This window comes from Hymenobacter metallicola (assembly GCF_004745645.1).
Classification (GTDB): domain Bacteria; phylum Bacteroidota; class Bacteroidia; order Cytophagales; family Hymenobacteraceae; genus Hymenobacter; species Hymenobacter metallicola.
Map to the genome: position 1 here is coordinate 171273 of NZ_SRMB01000003.1, position 13002 is coordinate 184274.

General features: G+C 55.4%; 10 protein-coding genes. 3 read left to right on the forward strand and 7 right to left on the reverse strand.

Going from position 1 to position 13002, the window contains the following annotated elements; all coding sequences use genetic code 11:
• Positions 1–43: 43 nt before the first annotated feature.
• The 3 genes from E5K02_RS15980 to E5K02_RS15990 form a co-directional block, all read right to left on the reverse strand.
• Positions 44–2281: a tetratricopeptide repeat-containing sensor histidine kinase gene (locus tag E5K02_RS15980; protein WP_135396216.1), complete on the reverse strand. Its 2238-nt coding sequence runs from the start codon at positions 2279–2281 to the stop codon at positions 44–46.
• A gap of 231 nt (positions 2282–2512) precedes the next feature.
• A complete protein-coding gene (locus E5K02_RS15985) occupies positions 2513–3181 on the reverse strand; it encodes a phosphatase PAP2 family protein (RefSeq protein WP_167856441.1) in 669 nt (222 codons plus the stop codon).
• 363 nt (positions 3182–3544) lie between these two features.
• On the reverse strand, positions 3545–4342 hold the full coding sequence (locus E5K02_RS15990; RefSeq protein WP_135396218.1) for a hypothetical protein: 798 nt from the start codon (positions 4340–4342) through the stop codon (positions 3545–3547).
• A gap of 321 nt (positions 4343–4663) precedes the next feature.
• On the opposite strand from E5K02_RS15990, the gene E5K02_RS15995 reads away from it, so the two are divergent.
• Positions 4664–5398, forward strand: coding sequence for an SDR family NAD(P)-dependent oxidoreductase (locus E5K02_RS15995; RefSeq protein ID WP_135396219.1), 735 nt, complete (start codon positions 4664–4666; stop codon positions 5396–5398).
• A gap of 119 nt (positions 5399–5517) precedes the next feature.
• Here the strand turns inward: E5K02_RS15995 and E5K02_RS16000 are convergent, their stop codons facing one another.
• On the reverse strand, positions 5518–5883 hold the full coding sequence (locus tag E5K02_RS16000; RefSeq protein ID WP_135396220.1) for a hypothetical protein: 366 nt from the start codon (positions 5881–5883) through the stop codon (positions 5518–5520).
• A gap of 315 nt (positions 5884–6198) precedes the next feature.
• Here E5K02_RS16000 and E5K02_RS16005 point away from each other — a divergent pair, with 315 nt between their 5' ends.
• Positions 6199–6810 (forward strand): C40 family peptidase, encoded by a 612-nt coding sequence (locus tag E5K02_RS16005; protein ID WP_135396221.1) that lies wholly within the window; start codon positions 6199–6201, stop codon positions 6808–6810.
• A gap of 186 nt (positions 6811–6996) precedes the next feature.
• Positions 6997–7803: a YkvA family protein gene (locus E5K02_RS26260; RefSeq protein WP_394346424.1), complete on the forward strand. Its 807-nt coding sequence runs from the start codon at positions 6997–6999 to the stop codon at positions 7801–7803.
• 75 nt (positions 7804–7878) lie between these two features.
• On the opposite strand, the gene E5K02_RS16015 is transcribed toward E5K02_RS26260, so the two are convergent.
• From E5K02_RS16015 to E5K02_RS16025, 3 genes are all read right to left on the reverse strand, one after another.
• Positions 7879–8151: an acyl carrier protein gene (locus tag E5K02_RS16015; RefSeq protein WP_135396222.1), complete on the reverse strand. Its 273-nt coding sequence runs from the start codon at positions 8149–8151 to the stop codon at positions 7879–7881.
• Positions 8152–8197: 46 nt separating this feature from the next.
• A complete protein-coding gene (locus E5K02_RS16020; RefSeq protein WP_135396223.1) occupies positions 8198–11713 on the reverse strand; it encodes an efflux RND transporter permease subunit in 3516 nt (1171 codons plus the stop codon).
• A gap of 72 nt (positions 11714–11785) precedes the next feature.
• A complete protein-coding gene (locus E5K02_RS16025) occupies positions 11786–12916 on the reverse strand; it encodes an efflux RND transporter periplasmic adaptor subunit (RefSeq protein ID WP_135396224.1) in 1131 nt (376 codons plus the stop codon).
• Positions 12917–13002: the final 86 nt, after the last annotated feature.

Here is a 13002-nt window from a genome sequence, read left to right on the forward strand (position 1 = left end):
AGCCCGCAAGGTTGCTCCGGCATCTTGCGGGCTTTTTCGCGTACTAGCCCCGGGGTAGGCTGATAATGCATTCGGTGCCCTGCCCCAGCTGCGACTCGACCCGCAGTGTGCCGCTGTGCGCTTTCACAATGTCGATGCTTAGGGAAAGCCCCAAACCAGTGCCTTGCCCAGCCGGTTTGGTCGTAAAAAAGGGCTCGAAAATCTTGGTGCGCACACTTTCGGCCATGCCAACGCCATTGTCAGTCACCCGAATTTCCACCTGCTCGGGCAACTGCCGGGTGCTGACGCGCACGGTAGGAATATAGCCCTCCGCTTCGAGCTGCTGGCGCTGTTGAACGGCGTATAGAGCGTTGGTGAACAGGTTTAGCAACACTCGGCCCATATCCTGGGGCACAATCTGAACGGGTAGTAGGGTTGGGTCAAGATCTGTATCAATCTGCACTGCCAACGTTTTTTCGGTTCCCAATAAGGCTTGGTACGCCAAGCGCAGATATTCCTGGACCAATTCATTTAGCTGACTTAACTCGCGCTGCCCGGTACCGGCCCGGGAGTGCTCCAGCATATCCTTGATGATGGAGGAGGCCCGCACGCCATGCTGGCTTATCTCCTGCAGATTCTGCTTGAGCCCGGCCAGGATTTTCTGCTCCAAATTTCCATCCGTAGTGGTTTGCTGCGGCATGCTGTCTATCATGGCTGTGCTTACCTCGGCAAACTTCTTCATGAAACTCAGCGGGTTCTGCAGTTCATGCGCAATACCGGCCGACAGTTCCCCGACGAAGGCCCATTTCTCAGAAGCAACCAGTTGGTTTTGGGTTTGCCGCAGCTGTTGTAAGGTGCGCTTATTGCGCCGGAGCTGCCAATACAGAAGCCCACCTAGTCCCGAGAGGATTACGAGTGTCAGCCCTGCCCCACCCAGCAATTGGTTTCGTTTGCGCAGATGCACGGCCTGCACGGCCTGTACTTGCCGCAGATTGGCAATCTGGGCGCTTTGAGCCTGCTCGAGCCGTTCACCTTCGTACTGAGCTACGTGGTAAGCGCCCTGGGCGGCACTCATGGAATCGGCCAGGGCTAGATATAGCTGTGTGTACTGCTGCACTCGTGCCGACTGTTTACGCAAGCTATAGTGCCGGATAATTTGCGCCAGATACTTTGTTCTCAATCCATTAAGGTGGGCCTTTGTCGCCTTTTGGTAAGCCGTTAGCCAATATTGTTCTGCGTTATTATACTGGTGGGTTGAGGCATAGTATTGCGCCCAAGCTGCATCAAGTTGCAATTCACCCGGCCGACCACTTATCATCAACTGCATGGAATCAGCAAGATACTGGGCCCGTTGCAACAGGGGTAGTGCAGCTGTTAGCTGACCTGTTTTTAGAAGTATGTTAGCGTTATCAACGCAGCCGTAAGCCACATACAACCTACCATTTACTGTATCCTGCCAAGCAGCTTTTAAAGCTAAGTCGGCGTACTGTTGAGCAACAGTATAATGGTCTTTTTGTAAATGCAATCGAGAAAGAGCTGCCAGAGTATAAAATTTCCTAAGTCCACCAACGGCATGTTTAGTTTCTAAATCTTGTGCTTGCCGCAAATAATACAGGGCTCTATCTACGTTTCCCCAATCAGCATATGTGGAACCAGCCACCATCAACTCATTGGTATACAGCATCCAATCAAAATTTTTGAATAAGTCAGCCGCCTTCAGGTAATGATTGATAGCCTGATTATAATCACCCATATGGCGATAAGATCCTCCTAAGACGAGGTAACAGGCAGCCACATTTTCTGCCGCGCCCTGTAGCCGATAGTAAACCAGCTTTTTCTGAAAATACTGGTAACGAGCCTTAGGTTGTTCGAGCTGATTATAGAGCGGGGCCATGTCAATGAGCAGCCGAGGAATTGGATGTCCAACTTTATCGAAGCTCTCAACAGCCTGTTTTATGGCTTCCAACGAGCGAATATCTTTGGTCTGTAACCCCCAACGCTTTAGTCCTGTTTCAAGCAAGCGGTAAGGAGTATCATCCAGTGATTTAACTCGGCTATTTACTTGTAACAATTCTTCCAGTAATGGCAAGGCTTGTAGGCGACGCTTGGGCTCAGTCAGCTCAATCACATCCAGGATATGAACAATGGTGCGCAAGCGGACTGCATCAGCTTGTTGCCCACTCAGAACTGTCCGCAAGGAGTCGTAGTCAGCATCCCAATACCAGTGTTGCGCTTCACTCAGCTGACTTTGCAGCAGCAAAACCACCAGAAACAGTAGATACCTGCCTTTTATGAAATGCACTACTGAATAAGAAAATGAACTATACAGCAGCGGCCAGAGGCGCCCTTGTGTTTAGCTCCGGGTAAATAATCCGGAAGATACATTACCAATATGAATCGGGCGCAATATTGTTTATCAGTATATTATATATGAAATAACCTATAATAATTCTGCCTTCTACCTGCCGCACAAAAGGCTGTATGAAGATATACTGCAAAGTTGCCACTGGCTTTGGCATCAGTCCTGCAAGAATCAATTTGCCCGCCAGCTAAGTCCCATGCCCACCCCCCCACCGGGTTGCCAGGTAGGGGACGCATGCAGACCGGCGAGTAGCCCCGGCCGGTGCCCCCAACGGCTGCGGTGGCTAAGGTAAGCCAGATGAGCCGACAGAATACCGAAACCGGCTCCGGCCAGCACATCCGATTCCCAGTGCTTGTTGTTCAGCATGCGCAGGGTGCCCACACTCGCGGCTACGGCGTAGGCTCCTACCCCATACCACTGGCTTTTGTGGCGCAATTCGGCGTGAACGATACTAGCTGCCAGAAAAGCCTGGGCAGTGTGCCCGGAAGGAAAAGAGTTTTGTGCTGAGCCATCAGGACGCCAGATACGGGTGGTGTACTTGACGGTCGTCACACCGGCACACATCAATAATTCCGATTTAGTAATAACCAGCAGAGTATTGATCCGGTCATTGCGCGACTGTATTCCAAGCAAAGCTGTGGCGCCTAACTCCAAGTAAGGAGCATACTGCAAGTAATCATCCGCGTGAGTGCGGAAGCCAGGCAAAGTATGCGCAATCATCTGGCGTATGGTGTAATTGCCTACCGCGCTGTGGCTGCCGACGGCCGCCACCCCGCACCCAATAAGCAGCATAGGCACCACACTAGCCCGCACCAAGTTGCCTTGGTACCAGGACTTCACCACTGGCGGCGCTATCAAAATTGGTGATTCAAATTGGTGCAGTGTATCTGTTTCGGTGGCCACTCTACGCTGGGCCGTGCACACGAATAGAGGCTCTGCAATTATGCTAATGGCCAGAAGCAGACGGACAACGAACAGCATGAGCTAGGATACCTCCCGAAATAGGCTGCGAGAGCTGACAAGTAACTCCCCATTTCTAGAGGAAATCTGTAGCCCGACTATCTGTCACTGTCATTGTCCTCTGTCGAATCCAGACGGGCAGAGAGGCCCCGCAGAAGGTCATCTCGCTAGGCTGATTCTGCTGAAATAAAAAAAGGCTGGAAGCATTTGCTTCCAGCCTTTTCCGAGGGCATTGCTTATGGCTTACAGGTTGCCGCTGTAGTCGTCGTCGCCTAGACTCGAGGAAGCGCTGGTGTTGGCGCTGCCACTGCGGTAGCCCGAGCTGCTATTGTCATTGCTCGACGAGGAAGACGAAGAACGGTAGTCGGAAGAGCCCGAGGGCGAAGAGTTATAGCGGCCTGAACGGCTACCCGAGCCATACGAGCTGCCCGATGCGTAGTTATTACCCGAGTAGCTGCTGTTGCTGCCGGCGCTGTTGCCGGTATAGCCGCGTTCATCAGCGTTGTAGCCGCCCGAGCCGTAGCTCTTACCCGAGCTATAGTCATTCTCAGACTTTGACCGGTAGCTACCGCGGTGGGTCGACTTACCGCCCGAGCGCATCGACAGCCAGCCGATACCGCCCAGCAGTAGAGCGCCGCCTACTACTTTCTGAGTGGTGCTGAGCTTATTCACCTGGTCCAGAGCTTTGGTGCCAAAGTCCTTCACCGACTGCGGAATTTCCTTGCTGCCATCCAGCCAGGACGAAATGTTCATCCACGACTGCAGCCCTTGCTGGTTATCCTGGCTACCGCGCTTCTGATCCTGGCTTTGGCTTTGCGACTGGTCCGTCATGCTGGCGCTTGTGCGGCTTGAACCCGACTCGGAAGTAGCAGTGCGGGAATTGGGCGAGCTGCCAGCTGATGAGGTGGAAGCAGTGGTATGTTGAGGGTCGGAAGCACCCTGGGCAGAAGCGCTGTTCGACTGTTGGGAAGACGAGTTGGAAGTTTTGCTGGTACCGGTAGCGTTGGCACCCGAGGTGGGTTGATTCTGCTTGTTTTCCATGGCAAATACGTGGGTTAGTACGGCAAACAATTGGCTTAGCAGTCAAGCTAAGTGAGTCTCTATTCGTAAAGCACGACTCAGAGGTTTCATAAAAAACCTCTTTTTATTCCTAGTTGCACCACAACTTTTCGGCTTACCAACCAGTACCGTACAACTTATGAACACCCTCTTTAGTTCTTAAAAGTCATGTAGCTACAAGACCCATTTACCGGCTCGAAAGCGGCGGGTATGCTCAACAAGCCGGGAAAAATGCCTAGTCGGCTTTCCACGTTGTGGAAAGGGCCCAAAGAGGGAACCCATTTGCAGTTAATAGCAACATCAATGGAAAAGCGTTTTCAGGATAAGGTGTGTTTTGTAACAGGGGGTACCTCCGGTATTGGCCGGGCGACGGCCATGCAGCTAGCCCGCGAAGGAGGCAAAGTAGTGGTGGTGGGGCGCAATGCGGAAGAAGGCCGGGAAGCTGTGCGCGACATCAAGGCTGAGCAGGGTGAGGCCATCTTCATCCGGGCCGACGTGGGCAAGGACGCGCAGCTGCGCCGGGCCGTAGAGCGCACTTTAGCTACCTGGCAGCGCATCGACGTGCTCATCAACGACGCGGCCATGATGACCTTTGAGCCCATCTTGAAGCTTGATCCTAAACAGTGGGACACGCTGATGGCGGTGAACGTGCGGGCTTTCTTCCGGCTCTGCCAGCTGTGCCTGCCCCACATGCAGGGCGGAAGTATTGTTGTTATCAGCTCGGTACACGCCCACCAGACCACGCCCAACGTGGTGCCCTACGCGGCCAGCAAAGGAGCCATCGAAGCCTTTGTGCGCGGCCTAAGCCTGGAAATACCGCATACCCAGGCCCGCGTCAACGCCGTGGCACCCGGGGCCGTGGATACGCCCATGCTCTGGAGCAACCCGAACGTGAAGAGTGGTAAGGAGAAAATTACGGGGCAGGTAGGCACCCCCGATGAGCTGGCCGCCGCTATCTGCTTCCTGGCCTCGCCCGAAGCTAATTTTATCAACGGCTCTACCCTGGCCGTCGACGGCGGCCGTCTGGCCGCTCTGTAAAAGAGTAGCCTCGGATAGGCTTAGCTCCTACCCATTGAATAAGGAATTCCCCCGCCGCCCCGCCGTTTCTCTAAGCCAGTGAAACGGCGGGGCGGCGGGGGAATTTCTTTGTTACGTGCTTATGATTTCACTTTCGGCGTCGGGTGCCGCTCATCCGGCCCAGGCAGCGGCCGACCAGCGGCGTACAGAACCGCGTCTCGCTCTCCAGCTTCCCGGGCCTGCACTTCGAAAGGAATATTATAATAGCCGTGGCGTACCCAGCCGAGCAGATACCGCCACAGGAACCCCACGCGGCCATACTGCTGAAATTGGCGGATGTGTTCCATCTCGTGCGCAACCCAGTAAGGGTCACTTAAGAATTGCTCCCGGGTGGCCCCACTCAGGTGAATACTGTTGCCCAGCACCATGGCCACGCTGTTGGCCTTCAGCTTGGCCCGAGCGACGCGGGCCAGAGGCGAATTTTCAATAATGCGGGGCTCTTCCATTTCAAACGAAATTCAGGGCGGAGTATACGCCTAATAATCACGCGGAGTTGCTCTAAGCTCAACTATTATTTCAACATTATATTATACTTTATAAAGAACTTTTGGCGATTTAAGGGTAAAAACTAGGACGTTTAAAATTTAATGGCTTAGCTTTATCAAACGGGACTGACAGAAACCGTCTGCTTTTCCCGCTCTTTACCTCTTCAATCGATTCTCTTTTCGGTGGTTTAAGGATCCCAAACCTCACGAAAAACCAAAGTACTTCGGCTTCCCTGCTACCTCGGAAACGGAGATTTTGCCACCCTACGACGGACAATGAAAAACAGTATCCTGTATTGCCTCGCCGCTGCCTCGCTGGCCCTCTCTTTTTTCTTCGAATACGCTCCCGAATCTTCCCATAGCGCTGGCCGTGCGCCCCTCGCCGCCACCGCCTCTCTTCTGCCCGACTTTCTGGGCGACAATGGCGACGAAAACCGCCCCGTAGCCTCTTCCCGCGATTCTATTGCCTTAGGCTACTACTCCCAGGCCCTGGGCCTCAAGCTGGATTATAACGAAGACCAGAACCTGCTCCGCACCGTAGCCGACTGGATTGGTACCCCTTACCGCTACGGCAGCAACTCCAAATCGGGCACCGACTGCTCGGGCTTCGTGACCCGGGTATTCAAAGAAGTATACGGCATTACCCTACAGCGCAGTTCCCGCTCTATGTTTGAGAAGGTAAAGCGCGTGGGCAAGGACGAAATGCAGAGCGGTGACCTGGTGTTCTTCCGCCGCGGCCCGGGCCAGCCCATCTACCACGTTGGTATCTACCTGCAGGACGGCAAGTTTGCCCACTCGGCTACCAACGGTGGCGTCATGATCAGCTCGTTGAATCAGGCCTATTATCACCGCAACTTTTACGCCGCTGGCCGCGTAGAAACCAACTAATCGGCCGCCGACCGTTTTCTAGCAAAAGCCTCGTTCCTCCGAACGGGGCTTTTGTCGTTTCCGGCCCACCGCATCCGGCCGGGATAACCATTTCTCGCCGCAACAGTATTAGGTCATAGAAACTGATTTCCGCTATGTTCAGGCTGTCATTTCGTAGTTTCGACCCGATTCTCAACCCCCTCTCCCATGGATAAGAACAATCCCAAAGGAGCCGATATAGCCGGCTCTCCCCTTTTCAAAAAGTTCGTCGGCAAAGCCGAAGAGTATATCAAGCGGCCTACCCGTATCAAGCAGCTCTTGAACGACGCGTACCAGAAAGCTAGTGCGAAGAACGATGTGGGCACCATTGCACAGGAAGCATGGGAAAGCCTGCAAGTGCTATTTCGCCTCATCAAAACGTCGGTTTCGGGCGAATATACCGGGGTACCGACCCCAACCATAGTGGCCGCTGTAGCCGTGGTTATCTACTTTCTGAGCCCCATCGACCTGATTCCAGACTTTATTCCGGTGCTGGGCCTGCTCGACGACGTAGCTTTGGTAGCCTGGTTTACCAGCACCCTGACCGGGGAAATGGACAAGTTCAAGGAGTGGGAGCGTACTCGCCCGATTGTGGTAAGCGAACCAACGGATGTACGTCCCGGCCCTGCTACCTCATTGCAGACTACCGATGGTACTACGGCCAACTCGGGCCCTAAGCCCGAGCACTCCGTACATCAGACCTCGGATGCCTCGCTCATGGGTACGGAAAGTACGGAGTCGACGAAGCGGGCCGGTAAAGTCGATTTGGGCCAGCCTACCAATAGCCGCGTATCCGACACCGATTCGGGGATTTCTTCCCCCGACAGCAGCAACCCCAACCCCAGCCTAACCGGCCCTACCGACCCGGCTCCTAAAACCGATGTAAAGCCGCATGCCGATGATATTGCCAACCGCGGCGACAGCAGCCGCAATGGCAACGACGGGGCCCTCGACACGGGTGGCAACGTTCGATAGCCCGATTGTATAAACTATAAAAAAGGCTCCCAACCGCTGGTTGGGAGCCTTTTTTATTTCCTGCACTTAGGCTTGCTAGGCGGCCCAATCGTGGCTGGGCGTGTGCGTGGCAACGTAAGTTACAAAGTCGCCGACGGTGCTCAACGGTACTTCATCGGGAATGGTAATGTGGAAGTTACGCTCGATTTCGAGGATAATATCGACTACATCTACCGTGTCGAAACCCAGCTCCCCGCTCAGGTTGCTGCTCACGCGCAAACGAGTTGGTTTGATGGCTTTCCGTTTGCTGATAATGCGCAGCACTTGCTGCTGAATGGATTTGGGGGCGGAAGTCGTTGAAGAACGCATAAAAAACGACGTTGAACCAAAAGATAAGGGGGCCGGGAAAAGTGAATTACGCTTCGGCCAACACCTCTCTCCGAACAGGGGAGTCAGTTTTAGTCGAATCAGTTGCAAAGTGGTCTGCCGAGCGGCCGGTTATTTTTTCCCGCAGCCTTTCGCTAATCAGGTACATTACCGGCACAACCAGAAGCGTAATTCCGGTGGCAAACACCAGGCCGAAAATGATGGTCCAGGCCAGCGGCCCCCAGAACGTAACGGACTCGCCACCGATGAAGAAGTGGGGCTCAAAGGAGTTGAACAACTCATAGAAGTCAATGTTCAGACCAATGGCCAGCGGAATCAGGCCCAGCGTGGCGGCCGTAGCCGTCAGGATTACCGGATTCAGACGGGTGCGGCCAGCCAGGATAATGGCTTCGCGCAGCGGCATGCCCTGGGAGCGAAGCATATCGGTGAATTCAACCAGCAGAATACCGTTTTTCACCACGATACCCGCCAGGGCAATAATCCCCACCCCGGTCATTACAATACTGATGTTCATGCCCGTGATGGCCAGGCCCCAGAATACGCCGGCAATGGAGAACAACACTTCCGACAAGATGATGACTGGCTTGCTAAACGAGTTGAACTGTACCACCAGGATCAGGAAGATGAGAGCCAGGGCACCCAGCCCGGCTAGGGGCAGGAAGTCGCTGGTTTCTTTCTGGTCTTCCTCGGCGCCGCCCATCTTGATGGTGTACCCCGCTGGTAGAGGATAGGCCTTCAGAGCCGTTTCTACTTTCCGAGCCACGTCGGGCCCGGTGAAGCCGTTGAGCACGTTTGAGGAAATGGTGATTACCCGCTTCACGTCTTTGCGCTTGATGCCGCCGTAGGTCGTGCTGTACTTTACATCGGCTACTGACGAAATTGGCACCTGGCGCATCTGGCCCGTCGCGTCGCGGAAGGTCAGCGGCGAGTTCATGATGGCATCCACGTCTTCGCGGTAAGGCTTGGCGTAGCGCACCTGAATCGGGTAATCGTCGTCAGCCGTTTTGAATTTGCTGGCCTCCGAGCCGTAGATGGCTGTCCGAACCTCGACCCCGATTTGAGCGGTGCTGATGCCTTCCCGGTTGGCCCGGGTCCGGTCGATGTTCACCGCAATTTCGGGGTTGCGGTCTTCCAGGTTAGAGCGCAGCTGCTCGATGCCACCGATGTTTTTCGAGTTGATGTAGGTAATAACATCTTTCGAGAGGGCCGCCAGTTTTGGGTAATCCTCGCCAATAACCTCAATAGCAATGGGCTTACCCGTTGGCGGGCCGCTGGACTCCTGGTCAACCGAGATTTCGGCGCCGGGAATACCTTTCACGACCTCCCGGATTTTGTCCATGTACATGCTGGTTGCCGGGCCCGTTCGCTCGCTGAGCTCCTTGAAAGCCACACCTACCTTGGCCAGGTTCGACTGCGAAGTACCGGCGGCCGAGGCTTCGCCGGGGTCGGCGGCCCCGATGGCTACGTTGGTAATCACCGATTCTACGTCGGGGTTGTTGTTGCCAATCACACCATAGATGCGCTTTTCGAGGATTTTGGCAATCGAATCAGTTACTTCTACCCGCGTGCCCACCGGCATTTTAAGGTAGGTATATATAAACTTAGGGTCACCCTTGGGAAAGAAGTCCACCTTCGGCTGGCGGATGCCCACGGCCACGAACGAGGCCATGAATAGTACGACTACTCCAATCATTACCAGGGCTGGATGGCTGATGGACCAGCGCACCAAGTTGGCATAGCCGTCCATGAAGCGGGGCAATGCTTTGGTCTGGAACCAAGCAATACCCTTGTTGAAGACGAACATGTTCAGCCAAATGAAGGCTGCCACGAAGAGCAGCACGTTGCCAATGAAGTGGCCGTGCTCCCTAAAGAAGCCTGGTGACTCTGCTTCAACCCCAACGGACGCGCCCGGTGCTATGGCAGCATTTACTTCAGCATGCCCGTTAATACCGATTAAGTTGAATAACACGCCCAGACCAACCAGCGCGGCTGTCCAGATCAACAAGTTGCGGGTCACCTTAGGCTTGCTGTGTTCGGCGTGGTGGTCTTCGCGCTCCATGAACGAGACGGCAAACACCGGGTTCATGATGAAGGCCACGACCAATGACGACATCAGGGTGATGATGAGCGTCACGGGGAGGTAGAACATGAAGCTACCCACGATGCCCGGCCAGAACAGCAGCGGCACGAAGGGCGCCACGGTGGTCAGGGTACCGGCCAGTACCGGCACGAATACTTCCCCGGCGGCGTACTTAGCGGCCTGGGCCGTGGTCAGCTCGGGGTGCTCGTGCAGCAGGCGGTGGGTGTTTTCAATCACCACAATGGCGTCGTCGACCACAATACCCAGGGCCAGCAGGAAGGCGAAGAGCACAATCATGTTCAGCGAGAAGTCGAACACGGGAATGAGCAGGAACGCCAGGAACATCGAAATCGGCACCGACAAGCCCACGAACAGAGCGTTGGTGGTACCCATGAAAAACATCAGAATCAGCGTTACCAGCAGGAAGCCGATGATGATGGTGTTAATCAGGTCGTGCAGCGTGACGCGGGTGTCGTTGGAGGTGTCGCCGGTGATGGTGATTTTCAGCTCCTTGGGCAGGGTCAGCTTAGCGTCCTCCACGATTGCCTTAATCTTGTCGGAGGCGTCAATCAGGTTTTCCCCCTGGCGCTTTACCACGTTCAGAGTAATGGCGTTTTTACCGTCGAGGCGGGCAAACGATTCCCGGTCCTTGAAGGCGTCTTCCACGTTGGCAATGTCGCCGAGGCGCACGGCCGAGCCGCTCAGGTTCTTGATCTGAATATCGGCAATGTCGGCAGCCCGCACGTACTGACCAGCCACGCGCACGGCGCGCTTCTGGGCTCCTACGTCGATAGAGCCCCCCGACACGGTGATATTTTCGCGGGCAATGGCGCCCTGAATGTCGGCGAAGCCCAGACGGGCGGCGCGCAGCTTATACAGGTCCACGTCCACGTTGACCTGCTGCTCCAGGGCCCCGATGATGTCCACGCGGGTGATTTCGGGCAGGGCCTCAATCTTGTCCTGGAAGTCGTCGGCCAGCTTTTTGAGCTGGGCGGCGGGCAGGTTGCCAGCCAGGTTGACGTTCATAATCGGCAGCTCCGACAGGTTTACTTCCTGCACGGTGGGCGGCGTGGGCAGGTCGTTGGGCAGCTCGGAGCTGGCCTTGTCCACGGCGTCTTTAATCAGCTGCTTGGCATACTGCACGTCCACACCGGAGTTAAACTCCACGTCCACGATGCAATAGTCCTGGTTGGAGGTGGAGTTGATTTTCTTCACCCCGTTGACGCTCTTGATTTCCTTTTCGAGCTGGCGCGTCACCAGGTTCTCGATGTCGGCCGGCGAGGTGCCGGGGTAAATGGTGGCCACGATGATGCGCGGAATCACGATGTCGGGGAATTTCTCCTTGCCCAGCTTGATGTAGGCAAAAATCCCCGCCACGCACAGCAGCAGCGTGATGATGTAAATACTGGTCTTATTATTAATAGACCAACTGGTTGGTCCGAACTCTTTTTCCACGTCCTGCATGGCGTATGGGCAGTTAAGTGTGGGCGAATAATGCTAAAAGCGAGGAGTGGGCGGCCGGCCCGCTCCCTCGCCTTACAGGGTTACTACCTGTCCTTCATTGAGATTCTGATACCCGGCGGAAATCACCTGGTCGTTGGCCGCGAGGCCCTGGGTCACTTCTACTTTACCGTTATAGGTAGCACCGGTCTTGATAATGCGCTTACCGGCTATTTTCTGGCCGCCTTTCTGCTCGACGACGAATACGTAGCTGTTTTGCTCATCCTTCTGCACCAGGTCTACCGGGATTACCACGGCGTTAGTGCGGGTGTAGTTCTGGATGCGCACGGTGGCTACCATGTTGGGGCGCAGTTCGGGCACGGCCTTATTCAACCGGAATTCAACCGAGAAGGTGCGGCTGGCGGGGTTAATCGTGCGGCTTACCACGCGCACCGTGGCGGGCACTTCCTGGCCTCCCAGGTCGGCAATGCTAATCAGGGCCTGGTCGCCGACTTTGATCTGACTGGCGTAGGCTTCCGACACGTCGGCAATGATTTTGCCGCCGCCGCCGCTCAGCAGGCGCACCACCGGCACGCCGGGGCCACCGTTTTCCCCTACTTTGGCCGGCACATCGTCCACGATGCCACTGAAGGGGGCAATGACGTTGTACTGGGCCCGCTGCCGCTGTTGGGTAGCCAGGCTGCGCTGCAGGGCTTCGTAGTTGTTCTTGGCCTGCAGGTACTGGATTTCGGTGCCGATCTGCTGTTTCCAGAGCCGGTCCTGCTTTTCGTACACCACTTTAGCCAGCTCCAGGCGGGTGCGCAGCTCGGCAATGCCCGATTCGAGCACGGCCGCGTCCTGGGTAGCCAGTACCTGGCCTTTGCTCACCCGGTCGCCGCGCTGCACCCGGATGCTGGTCAGCACGCCCGGTACGCGGGGCGACACGTTGGCATTTTCGTCGAAATCAGCCCGGCCCTGCACTTCCAGGTAGCTTTTGAAGCTTTCGGGCTGCACGTTCATCACGCTTACGGGTGTAGTCAGCACTGGGGCCGCGGCACCAGCGGCCCCGCCGGCACTTCCTACCTTCGATTCCAGCTCCGCAATTTTGGCCTGGTTGTCGGCCTGTTCTTGTTTCAGCTTAGCCAGTTCAGCAGCCGGGTCTTGCTTGCCCCCGCAGGAAGCTAGAAAAGCCATTGCCAGAACCGCCGCAGAAGTAGTGTATTTCATAGTAGTAAAGCTATTGGAGAGCCCGCCACGCAGGCTACCCGAAAAGGAAGGAAGTTTCTTAAGAGAGGAGTACATGGGCACAAACA